The sequence below is a fragment of the Bradyrhizobium sp. Mp27 genome, from assembly GCF_029953005.1.
Lineage (GTDB): Bacteria > Pseudomonadota > Alphaproteobacteria > Rhizobiales > Xanthobacteraceae > Bradyrhizobium > Bradyrhizobium barranii.
In genome coordinates, this window is sequence record NZ_JASAUS010000058.1 from 21,276 (window position 1) to 36,773 (window position 15,498).

The 15,498-nt window shown below is 65.8% G+C and carries 11 protein-coding genes and 1 pseudogene; all 12 read right to left on the reverse strand.

Features of this window, described 5'->3' with window-relative positions; all coding sequences use genetic code 11:
* Nucleotides 1-237 precede the first annotated feature (237 nt).
* The 12 genes and pseudogenes from QJT78_RS26290 to QJT78_RS26340 all read right to left on the reverse strand — a co-directional run bounded on the left by QJT78_RS26290 (nt 238) and on the right by QJT78_RS26340 (nt 15,353).
* Entirely contained in the window at nt 238-1,449 is a 1,212-nt protein-coding gene (locus QJT78_RS26290; protein ID WP_028146939.1) for an ABC transporter substrate-binding protein, read from the reverse strand.
* Nucleotides 1,450-1,562: 113 nt separating this feature from the next.
* Entirely contained in the window at nt 1,563-1,787 is a 225-nt protein-coding gene (locus tag QJT78_RS26295; protein ID WP_028146938.1) for a hypothetical protein, read from the reverse strand.
* Nucleotides 1,788-1,879: 92 nt separating this feature from the next.
* Nucleotides 1,880-2,455 carry an HdeD family acid-resistance protein gene (locus QJT78_RS26300; RefSeq protein WP_014496836.1) on the reverse strand — a complete coding sequence of 192 codons (576 nt, stop codon included), beginning with the start codon at nt 2,453-2,455 and terminating at the stop codon, nt 1,880-1,882.
* 129 nt (nt 2,456-2,584) lie between these two features.
* Nucleotides 2,585-4,108, reverse strand: a complete 1,524-nt coding sequence (locus QJT78_RS26305; protein WP_028146937.1) for an FAD-dependent oxidoreductase — start codon at nt 4,106-4,108, stop codon at nt 2,585-2,587.
* A gap of 32 nt (nt 4,109-4,140) precedes the next feature.
* Nucleotides 4,141-4,767 (reverse strand): GTP cyclohydrolase I FolE, encoded by a 627-nt coding sequence (gene folE / locus QJT78_RS26310; RefSeq protein WP_028146936.1) that lies wholly within the window; start codon nt 4,765-4,767, stop codon nt 4,141-4,143.
* Nucleotides 4,768-4,893: 126 nt separating this feature from the next.
* Nucleotides 4,894-5,784, reverse strand: a complete 891-nt coding sequence (locus QJT78_RS26315; RefSeq protein ID WP_038942985.1) for an alpha/beta hydrolase — start codon at nt 5,782-5,784, stop codon at nt 4,894-4,896.
* A gap of 123 nt (nt 5,785-5,907) precedes the next feature.
* A complete protein-coding gene (locus tag QJT78_RS26320) occupies nt 5,908-6,735 on the reverse strand; it encodes an HD domain-containing protein (RefSeq protein ID WP_028146934.1) in 828 nt (275 codons plus the stop codon).
* A 205-nt stretch (nt 6,736-6,940) separates the two neighbouring features.
* Nucleotides 6,941-7,819 (reverse strand): transglutaminase family protein, encoded by an 879-nt coding sequence (locus QJT78_RS26325; RefSeq protein ID WP_038942986.1) that lies wholly within the window; start codon nt 7,817-7,819, stop codon nt 6,941-6,943.
* Nucleotides 7,816-10,341, reverse strand: coding sequence for a circularly permuted type 2 ATP-grasp protein (locus QJT78_RS26330; protein ID WP_028146933.1), 2,526 nt, complete (start codon nt 10,339-10,341; stop codon nt 7,816-7,818). The genes QJT78_RS26325 and QJT78_RS26330 overlap by 4 nt, the downstream gene beginning before the upstream one ends.
* Before the next feature lie 27 nt (nt 10,342-10,368).
* Nucleotides 10,369-13,452, reverse strand: a complete 3,084-nt coding sequence (locus QJT78_RS26335) for a transglutaminase family protein (protein WP_348652391.1) — start codon at nt 13,450-13,452, stop codon at nt 10,369-10,371.
* Nucleotides 13,413-13,637, reverse strand: a pseudogene (locus QJT78_RS53195) (transglutaminase N-terminal domain-containing protein). Before QJT78_RS53195 ends, QJT78_RS26335 begins: the two are co-directional and overlap by 40 nt.
* 192 nt (nt 13,638-13,829) lie before the next feature.
* On the reverse strand, nt 13,830-15,353 hold the full coding sequence (locus QJT78_RS26340) for an altronate dehydratase family protein (RefSeq protein ID WP_028146931.1): 1,524 nt from the start codon (nt 15,351-15,353) through the stop codon (nt 13,830-13,832).
* Nucleotides 15,354-15,498 lie beyond the last annotated feature (145 nt).

Here is a 15,498-nt window from a genome sequence, read left to right on the forward strand (position 1 = left end):
GTCCCGGGCATCCACGTTCTTCGTGCCGTGCGGAAAGGCGTGGATGGCCGGACAAGCCCGGCCATGACGTTGTGGGAACACCGGTGTCTGCCAGACGGATGCAGTCTCGTAGGGTGGGCAAAGCGGAGCGTGCCCACGCGCCTGTTCCAGGGTTGGACCGGTGGTGGGCACGGCGCAAGGGCGCCTTTGCCCACCCGACGCTTCCGAGCTAGCGGAGAGACGCCGGCTCACTCAGTCTCACGTCCCGCGCAGCAGCTCGCTTGCCACGATCCAGTCGTTGCCGTCGAACTGGAGCATATAGCCGTCCTTGATCGGGCGGAAATCCTGCGGTGTGGTGTTGAGGGTGATGCCGGGCATCAACAGCGACAGCGGTACGTTCTTGAGGTTCGCCGCCTGCGCCATGATGTTCTCGCGCGTCAGATTGTCCTTGCACTGCTTGAGCAGGACGACCAATGCCTCGGCGACGGTGTAGCCGTAGAGCCCGGCGACGTTGTTGATGTCGGCATTGGGCAGACGCTTCTTCATGAACTCGATATAGGCCATCATCGACGGGTCGTCCTTCGGCTGCTCGACAAACGGCTTGAGCGAGCCGAGCGACAGCACGCCCTTGCCGGCATCGAGGCCCGCAGGGACCATGACGGTCGCCTTGTTGGCGCAGCCGGAGGCGAGGAAGCGCGTCGGCTGCCAGCCGACCTCATGGGCCTTGCGGATCGCCTGCGCGCAGGCGCGCGGCGTCACCGAATAGATCATGAAAACGTCGGCCTTGGTGTTGGCCAGCGTCAGCACCTGGGAATCGACGGTGGGATCGGTGACCTCGAAGCTCGAGGCCATCGCGAGCGCCTTGTCGGCGTCGGCACCAAGCGCTTCCTTGACGCCGCGAAAATATTCCTTGCCGGCGTCGTCGTTCTGATAGAGCACCGCGAAGCGCGCATTCGGGTTCTTGGCACGGGCATAGGCGACGTCGATCGCGGCCTCGCTGGTGTAGTTCGGCGCCCAGGGCAGCGCCATCGACCACGGCATGTTGGTGGGATCGTTCCACTTCGAGGCCGAGCTGATCAAAAAGAGCTGCGGCACCTTGTTGCTGTTGAGATATTTTGCGATCGCCGAGCTCGGCGCGGTGCCCATGGTCGCGAAGATGAAGGCGACGCCGTCGCCCTCGACCAGGCGTCGCACGGCTTCCATGGTCTTCGGCGGCGAGAACGCGTCGTCGAGCGACAACAGATTGAGCTTGCGGCCGTTGACCCCGCCTTTCTCGTTGACCTCATCGAAATAAGCGGAGATCACCCTGCCGGTGATGCCGAGCGGCGACGCCGGGCCGCTATAGGGCATGGTGTTGCCGATCTTGATCTCGGTGTCGCTGACGCCGGGACCGTAGGACTTTTGCGCGGAGACGGGCGTGGACAGGCAGGCGGCAGCCAGCGCTGCGGCCAGGACCAAAGCGGCTCTCATGGTTTCTCCCCGGTGATGATCGTCCACGCGAGGCGACCGCGCGGCGTGCTGCTTTTTGCCAGCACGTCAGATCAGCGGAGTTCCGCAACACGGTCTTGCGTCGAGTTGCTGGTTCATTCGACGCCTCGTTTCGAACCTGCGTATGAACGCCGCAGCAGGGCGAACAGGCTGCCGCCGGTCGCGGCTCCAACGAGATAGACAACGAGGGTTTGGAGCGCGAGCGGCAGACTGAGATTCATCTTGAAGAAGGAGATCGTGACCGTGTCGAGATTCTGCACGGCGAAGACGATTGTCGCTGCGGCGAAAAACACGATCACGGCGAGATGAAACCAGCGCATGACAATCCCTCAGCGTCACCCGACGCGCGATGAAATCTGGATGAACCGTCATCGCGCTGTTGGGCGACCACGGTCCTTCTCCGGATCAAGCCTTAATGGCGCCGCCGCAGGCTAAAGCCCAGACTGACCCAGCCGGCGCCGGCCATGATCAGGTCGATGCCGAGGAACAGGCCGAGGATATAGACGCTGTTGACCGGCCAGCGCGCCAGGATCAAGAGCCCGAGCAGCAGGGTGATGACCGCAGACAGCGCCACCCACACCCACGGGCTTTCCCTTTTCATGCTGAAGGCGAGAAACAGCCTGACGGCGCCCGAGGCCAGCAGCGACGCGCCGAGGAACAAGGTGAGCAGCACCGCGGCGAACAACGGGTTCTCGAAGGTCAGGAAGCCCGCGACGATATAGAGCACGCCGAGCAAGGCCCAGATCAGGAACTTGCCCCAGCTCTTCATCTGGAACGCGCCGATCACCTCGGTGACCCCGGCGATGATCATCATCACACCAACCACGAGCACGCTCGCCACCGTCGCCATCATCATGCTGCCGAGCGCGATGAAGCCGGTGATGAGATAGACGACGCCGAGGGCGACGATCCAGCCCCACTTGGCGTGCAGCGCAGCAATGCCGGACCCAAGACCCAAGTTTGGAGACGTATCAGAAGCACTTGTCATGACGGCTACTCCTGCATGCGAAGTCCCAAGGCACATCTCAGGATAGCACGAGCCGCGCCGGGACAACAGCCAGTAGAGCAGCCCCCGCGGGAGCCCCCATTGACTTAAGTCAAGAGCGGACGGGGCGCCTCACGCGCGCGAGCGCTCCATGTCGAGCTCGGCCTTGAGACTATCGAGATCGCGATAGATCGAAGCAACCGCCAGCACGCGCCCGCCCTTGCGATACTTCAGCAGGCAGTCCCTGCTGTCGATGCTGCCGTCGATGGTGATGTCGTCGAAGCTCTCGGCATGGCCGACATAGTTGATCGGAACATCGTAGTGCTGCGACCAGAAGAACGGCACGGCGTCGAAACGTTCGCGCCTGCCGAGCATGTTGCGCGCGGCGGCCTGGCCCTGCCGCTCCGCTACCACCCAGTGCTCGACGCGGATGTTCTGGCCCGAATGCGGATCGGGCCAGCGCGCGATGTCGCCGGCAGCGAAGATGCCTGATGCGCTGGTCTCGAGATACTCGTTCACGTTGACGCCACGATCGATGGCGAGCCCCGCCTGCTCGGCGAGCACAAGGCGCGGCTTGACGCCGATCCCGACCACGACCAGATCGGCCTCGATCACGCTGCCGCTCTTCAGCGTGGCGCGTTTGCCGTCGATCTTTTCGACGGTGTCCTCGAGGTGAAAGTGGACGCCGTTGTCTTCATGCAGCGCGCGGACGAAATCGCCCATCTCGGGGCCGAGCACGCGCTGCATCGGCCGCTGCTCGGGGGCAACCACATGCACCTCCAGCTTGCGGGCCCGCAAGGAGGCCGCGACTTCGAGGCCAATGAAGCTGGCGCCGATCACCAGCGCGCGCTTCGCGCTGCCCGCCGCCTTGATGATGGCGCGGCTGTCGGCAACGGTGCGCAAGGTGTGCACGTGTGGCTGGTCCGCGCCCGGAATCTGCAATTTGACCGGCTCGGCGCCGGTCGCGAGCAGCAGCCGCTCGAACGGCAGCTTGTCGCCATTGCCGAGCGTGATGATGCGCGCCTTCGGATCGATCGCTGCAACGTTGATGTTGAGCCTGAGATCGATGCCCGCGTCCTGATAATAGTCCTCGCCCCGCAGCGGCAGCCAATCCTCGGGTGCACTGCCGGCGAGGTAATCCTTGGAGAGGTTCGGCCGGTCGACCGGCATCGCGCCGTCATCGCTGAGCATGGTGATGGCGCCGGCAAAGCCCTCGCGCCGAAGCGTCTCGGCGGCCGCAAAGCCGGCCGCACCGCCGCCGACGATGACGAATTTTTCCGGCGTCGGCGCGCTGCGATGTGACGCTGCAGGCTGCGGCATCTCGCGCTTGCGCTGAACCGAGATCCTATCCTGGTCGCGCGTGACCTCCCAGACCGCCAGCGCGTTCAGCGCCGGCGGGCGGGTGGCCTCGCCGGTGCGCAAGGAGAAGCAGGCGTGGTGCCAGGGGCAACGGATCGTGTCGCCGACGACCAGCCCTTCGGCGAGTGGGCCGTGGTAGTGGCTGCAGGACGGCTCGATCGCGAAGATTTCGCTGCCGGCTTGCACCAGCAAGACGTCTTCCTCGCCGACATGGCCGAGCAGCTTGCCGTCCTCGAACGCGGTCAGCAACACGCCCCTGGTGAGGTCCGGTCCGCTCGGCGTCTTGTGCTCGGTCATGGTGTCGTCTCCTCAAGCTAGCGCCGCGCGGGTCACGCGTCCGAATTGGCCAGCCCCAACAGTTCCTGACGTGTCAGCGCATTGTCACGGAACACGCCCAGCATGCGGCTGGTGACGAGATCGGTTCCAGGTTTGTGCGCGCCACGCGTGGTCATGCAGTGATGCGTCGCCTTGATGATGACGCCGACGCCTTCGGGCTTCAACACATCGTTGATCGTATTGGCGATCTGCGCGGTCATCTTCTCCTGAATCTGGAGGCGTGTTGCGTAGATGTCCACCACCCGCGCGAGCTTGCTGATGCCGACGACGCGCCCCTGCGGGATATAGGCAACCCAGGCGCGGCCCACGATCGGCGCCATGTGGTGCTCGCAATGGCTTTCGAAGCGAACGCCGCGCAGGACGATCATCTCGTCATAGCCTTCGATCTCCTCAAAGGTCTTTTGCAGGATTTCGGTCGGATCCTGCGCATAGCCGGAAAAATACTCTTCGAAGGCGCGCGCAACCCGGTCCGGCGTGTCGTGCAGACCATCGCGCGCGGGATCGTCGCCCGCCCAGCGGATCATGGTCCGGACCGCCTGCTCGACCTCGGCCCTGCCAGGCCGTTCGTCCGGCAGCTGCGCCACCGCGACGCCCTCCAACCTGCGCGCATGTGAATTCATCAATAGCCTCCCTGCAATGAGCCGCGCACATCTGGCGGTCCCTCAGCTTGGACGGCTGCAATCGGAAAAGGTTCCCGAAGTCGCGAAAAATCGGGCGTCCGGCCGGCAGGGCGGGAAAGCCGGGCTTTACGAGGCTGCTTTCCGCACGTCGAGCACGGCTTGCGACCATTCGGCAGGCCGCTCCTGCGGCAGGTTGTGGCCGGCTCCAGCGAAGACACGCCGCTCGAACATGCCTTCGAACCTGGGCGCATGATGGGCGGTGCCGGGATTGACACCGTCGCTGTCGCCGTCGATCGCGATCGTCGGGACACGGACCGGCGGCTGCGCGGCGAGCTTGGCCTCGATCGCGGCATAGGCGGGATCGCCTTCGACCAGCCCATAGCGGTGACGATAGGAATGGATCACGACATCGACGAAATCAGGATTGTCGAACGACACCGCACTCGTCTCGAACGTCGCGTCGTCGAAGCCCCATTTCGGCGACCACATCGCCCAGAGCTGGCGCGCAAATCCGCGCCGGTTGCGCTCCAGCGCGCGGCGGCCGCGCTCGTTGTGGAAGAGATATTGATACCAGAGTGCCGCCTCCTCCGGTGGCGAAGCCGGCTCCATCGCACGCGCGATGTTCTGGATGTTGTAGGAATTGCCGGAGACCAGGGCGATCACGCGCTCGGGATGCAGCACCGAGACCACGCAGGCCGCGCGCCCGCCCCAATCGTAACCGCCGATGACCGCGCGTTCGATGCGAAGCGCATCCATGAAGGCCAGCAGATCGGCGCCGAGCGCCGCCTGCTCGCCGGAACGCAGCGTCGCGGCGGACCGGAAACGCGTCGGCCCGTAACCGCGCAGCCAGGGCACAAGCACCCGCGCGCCCGCTTCCGCGATCAGCGGCGCGGTCTCGAAATATGCGTTCACATCATAGGGAAAGCCGTGGCCCATGATGCAGGGCCAGCCATCCGGCGCGCCGTATTCGAGATAGGCGATGTCGAGGACATCCGTGGCGATGGTTTTTTGTTGCATGATTTTCTCACGGAGTTGAGAGGCCGTAGCTTCGTAGCCCGGATGGAGCGCAGCGTAATCCGGGACGCTAGCATCCGCGAATCCCGGATTTCGCTACGCTCCATCCGGGCTACAAGGGCACAACTATTTCTGCGGGCCTGACAGCGAGATCTCGCGTTCGGCGCGGAACACGTTGCTGTAGAGATTGGCGATCCACTGCCGGCCGATCTCGGTCTTGTTGAGATAGCCGATCTCGGTCTGGATGTGCGGTGCGACGCTGTTCCAGTAGAATTGTGGATAGCGGTTCACGATGTCGGCGGGGGAGTCGTAGCCGAGCTGGCGATTGATGCCGACCTCTTCGAATTCGTAATAGAGCGCGTTGGCCTTGCGCAGATAGTTGGGATCGCCGAGCTGGCCGATGAAGTCGGCGGCGCGCAGGATCGAGGCTTCGTCGTCATACTCCTGGCCTTCACGGGCCGGGAAGCGGGTGCCCTCGATGGCGCGGGCGACGCGCTCACTGTCGATACCGCGGATCGGTGGCAGCCGCCGCCGCACGAAAAGCATCGAACGATCAACGTGATACATCATCAGACTGGCATCCGACGCGCCGCGCGGCAGCGACACCTTGGTGCCGGCCTCGTCGACCACGAAACCGTCTTCGTCGTCCTCCGGAAACAGCCCGCGAACATAGCCGATGTCGTGCGCAAGGCAGGCGATCAGGATATGGATGTAGTCCTCGGCATCGAGGTGCGTGTGCAGATTGCGGCCAAGCATGATCGCTTGGGCCGCCAGCGTCACCAGCATCGTATGCTCGATATTGTGATAGAGCGCATCGCTGTTGCCGATGCATTCCATCGCGGTGCGCGTCGAGGCCTCCACCACCCTGGCATAGGAATCGTCGTACCTGCGACGCATGAACGAGCCCAGCAACTTCTCCAGGGATTCAGCCGCCAGTCTCGGTAACGTCATCATGGATGCAGCCCCGCTTGTCGGTGGTGTCCCACGCCAGCTCCCGACGTCTCATTCGTGTCCTCAACGCAACGGCCAGCATAGCCCATCTTGGGCCAAGTGACCAAACGCCGGGACGAATTTACGGAAATATGTTGCTGTTGTGCCCTGCGACACCACGGTTGCGATCGGGCCGCAACACAGCCTGGCCGGGCCGGCGGGACCGCTTTTATTCCACCAGCAGCACGTCCACGGCGACGCCGAGCTTCTGCTTCGGCGAGCCGACGATAATGCCGTCGACCGGCGAGACGTCGGAAAAGTCGCGGCCGACCGCGAGCACGATGTGATCGTTGGCGACCAGCAAATCATTGGTCGGATCGAAATCGACCCAGCCAAGCTCAGCCCCGCACCACAGCGACACCCAGGCATGGGTGGCATCGGCGCCCTGCAAGCGCGGCTGGCCCGGCGGCGGAATGGTACGGAGATAGCCGCTGACATAGGCTGCCGGAAGGCCGAGCCCGCGCAGCCCTGCGATCATCACATGGGCAAAGTCCTGGCAAACGCCGTGGCGCTTGTCGAAGACCTCGCCAAGCGGCGTCGAGATCACCGTCGCCTTCGGATCGTAGCGGAATTCGGTGCGGATGCGATGCATGAGATCGGTCGCGCCGGCAAGGATCCCTGCGCCGGGCGCAAAGCTCGTGGCCGCATAGGCGCTGACGGGGTGCAGCACCGGCACCAGCGGGCTCGCAAAGACATAGCCGACCGGCGAGGACGGCCCGAGGCTCGTTGCTTCAAACGCGATATCGCGGATGCTCTCCCAGGGCGGGCTGACGGCATCGCGCGCCGGCGGTTTGCGCGAGACGGACACGCGCGAGCGCGAGTCGATGCGCAAGTTTCGGTGCGCGGCTTCGATCACCACGCTCTCGGTGAGCGTGCCGAAGAAGTCGCGGCGGACGTGGCGCTCGGACGGGCGCGGCCGTATCTCGACCTTGTGCGAGATCAGCTCCTGGCCATTGCCGCTCTTCGGCTCCAGCCGCAGCGTGCAGCGGGCGAAGCTGACTGGACTCTCGTATTCGTAAGTCGTGACGTGACGAATGTCGTAGATCACGCCAGCCCCGTCAGCTTTTCCGGCCGGCTGGCATTGGGGCCGTGCGGGAAGTAGTGCAGCCCGATCGCCTCGGCGAGGCTGAGCAGGTCCTGTTCCAGCGAGAACAGGGTCTTGACCTCGAGCTTCTCGGCCTCGGCGGTCGCCAGCATGGACTGCACCGCCACTGCGAGCCGCTGCGGCTGCTCGATCAGGCCGTGCTCCTTCAGGCTCGGCAGCGACGCGATGTGCTCGTTCAACGTCGTCACCTGGAATGCGACCGAACGCGGATTGTAGCTGTCGAGCACGGCGAGGTCGCGCACCGGCGCCAGGATCGGCGCCAGCAGATAGCGCGAGCGGTAGGTGATCTGGGAATCCACCAGCGTCAGCAGGATATCGAGATCCTCGTCGCAGGCCTCGTCATAGGCGAACTGGCGCGCGAAGCGCGTGGTGTTGATGGCGCGCTCGGTGCGGCGGCCGATATCGAGGAAGCGCCAGCCGGCGGCGCGGTTCATGTTCTCCTGCGCCAGCCCCGCCAAGCTCGCAAGCTCCTGCAAGGTCAGCTCGGCCGCGCTCAGCACATCGTCGTCGTCCTCGACCTCGTAGGCCAGCCGATCGGCCATCTCGGTGATGACCTGCCAGGCGTCGGGCGACAGCCGCTCGCGCAAGGATGTCGCCGTGCGCTGCGCCGCGCGCACCAGCGACAGCGCCGAGCCGAAACGCTCCGGGCTCTGCAGCGCTTCGGCGACTATGCGCCCCGGCGCAGTGCGCGAGGCCTGTGAGATCGCGCCCCAGGCTACCAGCAGGCGCTGGATGCGGTCGGCCGATTGCAGCGAGGCCGCGGTGCCCTTGTTGGGCCCGCTCGGCGAACCCAGCGCGCGCACCAGCCGCAGCGTTGCCTCGGCGCGTTCGAGATAGCGGCCGAGCCAGAACAGATTGTCCGCGGCGCGGCTCGGCAGCACGCCGGCGATGCGGCGGATCCGCACCTTGTCGGTCGCGGGCAACAGCGTCGCGATCGACACCTTCTTGTCCGAGACCACCCAGACGTCGGCGGCGCGCGCGCCGTCGCCCATCGACACCGCGCGCGCATCCGCCTGCTCGGCGATCCGGCAGAAGCCGCCGGGCATGATGGCCCAGCCGTCGGGCGTCGCGGCCGCGAACACGCGCAGCACGAAGGGACGCGGCGTGAGCTGGCCCTGCTCCCACACCGGCATGGTCGAAAGCCGCACCACCTCCTGGCCGACATAGTCCATGCCGCGCGCGCTGATGGCGTCGACGAGACGCTGGCGCCCGGCGGCGTCGAGCTCGCTCGCGAGCACCGGGCCGTTGCTGTCGAAGCCGGGAACGCCACGCCGATAGGCGCCCTCGATCGCGACCTCGTCGAGCCGTGACAGCACCTCATCGCGCGCGATGCGCTGGCCGCACCACCAGGTCGCGATATGCGGCATCTTGAGCTCCTCGCCGAGCAGGCGGCGGCTCAGAGCCGGCAGGAAGCCGAGCAGCGCGCGCGCCTCCAGCACGCCCGAGCCCGGCATGTTGGCGACGACGACGCCGTCCTTGCGCAGCACGTCGATCAGGCCGGGCACGCCGAGATGCGAGGACGCATCGAGCTCGAGCGGATCGAGCGAGTTGGAATCGACCCGGCGGAGCAGCACGTCGAGCCGCTTGAGGCCGGCGACGGTGCGGATGTGGATACGGTTGTCGCTGACGGCGAGATCGTCACCCTCGACCAGCAGGAAGCCGAGATAGCGCGCCAGCGTCGCGTGCTCGAAATAGGTCTCGCTGAAGCTGCCCGGCGTAAGCACGCCGATGCGCGGCTCGTCGCGATCGGCGCGCGCGCGCAGACTGTCGCGAAACGCCTCGAAGAACGGCGCGACGCGCGGCACGTTCATCGACTTGTAGAGATCGGAGAAGGCGCGCGAGAGCACCAGGCGGTTCTCCAGCGCATAGCCCGCGCCCGACGGCGCCTGCGTGCGGTCGCCGAGCACCCACCAGCGCCCGTCGGGCCCGCGGCCGACATCGGCGGCATAGAGCGAGAGATAGCGCCCGCCGGGCGGCGGCACGCCGCAGACGGGACGGAGATATTCGGGGCTGCCGGCGATCGCGGCGGCCGGCAGCGCGCCTTCCGCGACCAGCCGCCCCTCGCCATAGATGTCGCGCAGCACGAGCTCGAGCAGCTCGGCGCGCTGGGTGATGCCGGCGGACAGCTGCTTCCAGTCGGCCTCGTCGATCAGCAGCGGCAGATGGCTGATCGACCACGGCCGGTCAGCGCTGTCGCCGGGCGCACGGTAGGTAACGCCGGCCTCGCGCAAATGGCGGTCGGCCATGCCGAACCGCCGTTCGATCTCGTCCGGCGCGAGCGCGCCGAAGGCGTCGAAGAAGCGGCTCCAGACCGCGCGGGGGGCGCCATCGGGCCCCAGGAACTCGTCGGGGGTGCCGGGCAGACGGCTATAGTCGCGGACCCATTGCGCGAGGCGGCGCTGGCCTTCGCGCTGACCTTGCGCCTTACCTGTCTTGTCGTCCTGTTCGGCTGCGCCCTCGCCCATGCGCCTCTCCCTGCCCCACCATCATTCTCATTGCAGGAGCGGGGTCCGCAAGTCGAGGGTCAGCGGAAACTCATTTGTGCGTTCCTCGGGCGGGGGCTGCATCGGACCCGGCGTATGGCCGTGGTCCTGGAAGCGCGCCAGCCGCCGCGCCTCGGCCTCGTAGGTGTTGACCGGCTTGGTGTCGTAGCTGCGGCCGCCGGGATGGGCGACGTGATAGACGCAGCCGCCCAGCGAGCGGCCGTTCCAGGTGTCGATCAGGTCGAAGGTCAGGGGCGCGTGAACGGGGATGGTCGGGTGCAGGCCGGAGGCCGGCTGCCAGGCCTTGAAGCGGACGCCGGCCACGGCTTCGCCCGAGCGGCCGGTCGAGGTCATCGGCAGGCGGCGGCCGTTGCAGGTCACGACGTGGCGGCCCTCGACAAAGCCCTCAGCTTTCACCTGAAGCCGTTCAACCGAACTGTCGACATAACGCACCGTGCCGCCGGCCGAGCCCTCCTCGCCGAGCACATGCCAGGGCTCCAGCGCCTGGCGCAGCTCCAGCGTCACGCCGCCATGATGGATGCGGCCGAAGGCGGGGAAGCGGAATTCGAGCTGGGCCAGATACCATTCCGGCTCAAAGGGATAGCCGGACTGCTTCAACTCAGAAAGTACATCAAGAAAATCCTCCCAGATGAAGTGAGGCAGCATGTAGCGATCGTGCAGCGCGGTGCCCCAGCGCACGAATTTGCCGGTCTGCGGCTCGCGCCAGAATTTTGCGATCAGCGCGCGGATCAGGAGCTGCTGCGCCAGCGACATGCGCGGGTCGGGCGGCATTTCGAGCGCGCGGAATTCGACGAGGCCGAGCCGGCCCGTGGTGCCATCGGGCGAATAGAGCTTGTCGATGCAGATCTCGGCGCGATGGGTGTTGCCGGTGATGTCGACGAGCAGATGCCGGAACAGCCGGTCGACCAGCCACAGCGGCGTCTGGTAGCCCGGTGGCGGCACATGCGAGAGCGCAATCTCGAGCTCGTAGATGCTGTCGTGGCGGGCTTCGTCGATGCGCGGCGCCTGGCTGGTCGGACCGATGAACAGGCCTGAGAAGAAATAGGACAGCGACGGATGCCGCTGCCAGTGCAGCACCAGACTCTTCAACAGATCGGGACGGCGCAGGAACGGCGAATCCTGTGGCGAGGAGCCGCCGACGACGACGTGGTTGCCGCCGCCGGTGCCGGTGTGGCGGCCATCGACCAGGAAGCGGTTGGCCCCGAGGCGCACCTTGCCGGCGTCCTCATAGAGACCGGAGGTGATGTCGACCGCGTCGCGCCAGCTCTTGGCCGGCTGGATGTTGATCTCGATGACGCCGGGATCCGGCGTCACCTTGATGACCTCGACGCGCGGATCGAATGGCGGCGGGTAGCCCTCGACATGGACCTGGAGCTGCATCTCCTCGGCGGTGGCTTCGAGGGCCGCGACCAGTTCGAGATAATCCTCGATACGCTCGACCGGTGGCATGAAGGCGCAGAGCACGCCGTCGCGAACTTCGACCGACATTGCGGTGCGGACCGGGACCGACGTGTTGAGTTTCTCGGGCGCGGCCCGCGGCGGCGCTTCCGGACGCGCCGGAAGGCTGAACACCGGCAGCTTGCCGCGCGGCTCCATCGGGTCGCGTTCGACGATGTAGGGATATTGATCGGGTGGAACGTAGCCGAGCGAACCGATCGGCAGGCGCAGACCGAGCGGGGAATCGCCCGGCATCAGGAACAGATGATTGCGCCGGAGTTGCCAGCGCTCGCTGCGCCAGCGCGGCGGTGCGTTCCATCGCTGTACCGGCAGCACGAATCCGCGCGGGGTGTTGAGGCCTTGCTCGAACACCCGCGCGATCCGCACGCGTGCCTCCGGATCGGACAATTTGGAGTCGGATGGATCGACATTGACGGGAAGCTCGGCTACCTTCTGAAGCCAGAGCGCGGTGTCCTCGTAGGCCGGCATGATGTAGCCGGGATCGAGCCCGAGCCGCAACGCCGTACCTTCCATGAAGGTCTCGGCGTCCTTCACCTGCGCGGGCCGCGGATTTTCGATTTTGGCGATGAGGTCGGCGTTCTTCCAGATCGGCACGCCGTCCTTGCGCCAATAGAGCCCAAAGGCCCAGCGCGGCAGGCTCTCGCCCGGATACCATTTGCCCTGGCCGTAATGCAGCAAGCCGCCCTGCCCGAAACGCGTGCGCAGGCGGCGGATCAGATCGTCGGCCAATGCGCGCTTGGTCGGGCCGACGGCCTCGGTGTTCCACTCCGCCGCTTCGAGATCATCGACGGAGACGAAGGTCGGCTCGCCGCCCATGGTGAGGCGCACGTCCTGGCTTGCGAGATCGCCATCGACCTGTTCGCCGAGATCGTTGAGCCGCGTCCAGGATTCGTCGGAGAACGGCTTTGTGATGCGCGGCGCCTCGCGGATGCGCTTGACGCTCATGTCGAAAGCGAACTCGACCTCGGCAAAGCCGGCGCCGCCGGAAATCGGCGCCGCCGAGCGATAATGCGGCGTGGCCGCAACCGGGATGTGCCCCTCGCCCGCGAGCATTCCGGACGTCGCGTCGAATCCGATCCAGCCCGCGCCCGGCAGATAGACCTCGGCCCAGGCGTGCAGATCGGTGAAATCGTTTTCCACCTCGGGCGGTCCCTCGATCGGATCGATGTCGGGACGGATCTGGATCAGATAGCCGGAGACGAAGCGCGCCGCGTGTCCGAGATGACGCAGGGTCTGGATCAGGAGCCAGGCAGAGTCGCGGCACGAGCCAGCCCCGGAGGACAGCGTCTCCTCTGGCGTCTGCACGCCGGGCTCCATGCGGATGATGTAACGGACGTGCTTCTGAAGCTCGCGATTGAGATCGACCAGGAAGTTGACGGTGTTCGGGGCTTCGTGCGGGATCGTGTCGAGAAATTTCGCGAACAGACGATCGGGCTTGATGGTCTCGAGATAAGGCGCGAGCTCCGTCTTCAGGTCCTTGGGATATTCGAACGGAAAGCTGTCGGCATAGGGCTCGACGAAGAAGTCGAACGGGTTGACCACGGTCATCTGCGCCGTGAAGTCGACCTCGAATTTCAGCTCGGTCGTCTTCTCCGGAAAGACGTAGCGCGCCAGCCAATTGCCCTGCGGGTCCTGCTGCCAGTTCACGAAATGATTGGCCGGAGTGACCTTGAGCGAATAGCTCAGACCGGCGTGCGCGTATGCGGCGCCGGCCGCAGCCGGATGGTCTGTGGGCCAAGATCGATCGGGCGGTCGTATTTGTAGTGCGTGACGTGGTGTAATGCGACGTAGATCGACACGGGGTGCGGTGCTCCAGCAGCTTTTTTGAGCAGAACACCGGTGGTGACCTCGATCAAGCACTAACAACGGGCAGACCGTGCCTACGAAGTGTCCGCCGTAGCCCGGATGGAGCGCAGCGCAATCCGGGGCTCTTCATCCCGGATCGGATCGTCCCGGATTTCGCTTCGCTCCATCCGGGCTACGCGGTCACGCTACATGGTCGCGCCCAGCACCCAGGGCGCGAATTCGGCGCCGCCGAAATCGAAGCCTTCGCTCTTGGTCGGCTGTCCGGACGCCGTCTTCAGGATGAGCTCGAAGATGCGCTGGCCGCACTGCTCGACGCTCTCCTCGCCTTCGAGGATGGTGCCGCAATTGACGTCCATGTCCTCTTCCATGCGCTTGTACATGGGCGTGTTGGTGGCGAGCTTGATCGAGGGCGCCGGCTTGCAGCCGAACACGCTGCCGCGGCCGGTGGTGAAGCAGACCAGATTGGCACCGCCGGCGACCTGGCCGGTCGCCGCGACCGGATCGTAGCCGGGCGTGTCCATGAAGATGAAACCCTTCTTGGTGATCGGCTCGGCATAGCGCAGCACGTCGACGAGATTGGTGGTGCCGGCCTTGGCCATCGCGCCGAGCGATTTCTCCAAAATGGTGGTGAGGCCGCCGGCCTTGTTGCCGGGGCTCGGATTGGCGTTCATCTCGGCGCCCTCGCGCTCGGTATACGCGTCCCACCAGCGCATGAGATCGACCAGCTTCTCGCCGACCTCGCGGCTGACGGCGCGGCGCGTGAGCAGATGCTCGGCGCCGTAGGTCTCCGGCGTCTCGGACAGGATCACGGTGCCGCCGTGGCGGACGATGAGATCGCTGGCAGCTCCAAGCGCCGGATTTGCGGATACGCCGGAATAGCCGTCCGAGCCGCCGCATTGCAGGGCCACGGTCAATTCGCTCGCGGGCACGCTCTCCCGCTTGACCTTATTGGCGTCGGCGAGAGCCTCGCGCACGAAGGCGATGCCGGCTTCGACCGTCTTGCGGGTGCCGCCGACCTCCTGGATGTCCATTGCGCGCAAGCGGCCGGCGAGCTTCTGCTCCTCCATCAGGCCGCCGATCTGGTTCACCTCGCAGCCGAGGCCGAGCACGATGACGTGGGAGAAATTGACATGTCGCGCATAGCCGCCGAGCGTGCGGCGGAGCAGCGCCAGCGGCTCGTTCTGCGTCATGCCGCAGCCGGTCTTGTGGGTCAGCGCGACCACGCCGTCGACATTGGGAAAATCGGCCAGCGGATTATCGCCGGTGAAGGGATTCTTCTTGAAGACGTCGGCGACGAGGCTCGCGACATGCGCGCTGCAATTCACCGAGGTGAGGATGCCGATATAGTTGCGCGTGGCAACGCGGCCGTCCGGACGGCGGATGCCTTCGAAGGTCGCCGGCAGGTCGAAATTCGGCGTCGGCTTGACGTCGGCGCAATAGGCATAGTCCTTGGCGAAATCACCCATGCCGCAGTTCTGCGTATGCACGTGCTGCCCCGGCGCGATCGGCACCGTCGCAAAGCCGATGATCTGGCCGTAGCGCCTGACCGGCTCGCCCAATGCGATCGGCTTGATCGCGACCTTGTGGCCGGAGGGAATGCGCTCGACCGTGGTCACGCCGTCGGCGACCAATGTTCCCGGCGGCAGGCTCGCGCGCGCGATCAGCACGCCATCATCGGGATGGAGGCGAATGACGGGGCTGATGGTCATGGGTATCTCCTGTATCGAAACTATCGTGCCCCGGACGCTGCGCAGCGCGATAGCGGTGCGCTGCAGATCCGGGGCCTGGTTGTCACGTCATGTGCTTCGCCAGCAACTGGGTCCCGGCTCTGCGAAGCGGCGCTATGCGCCGCAT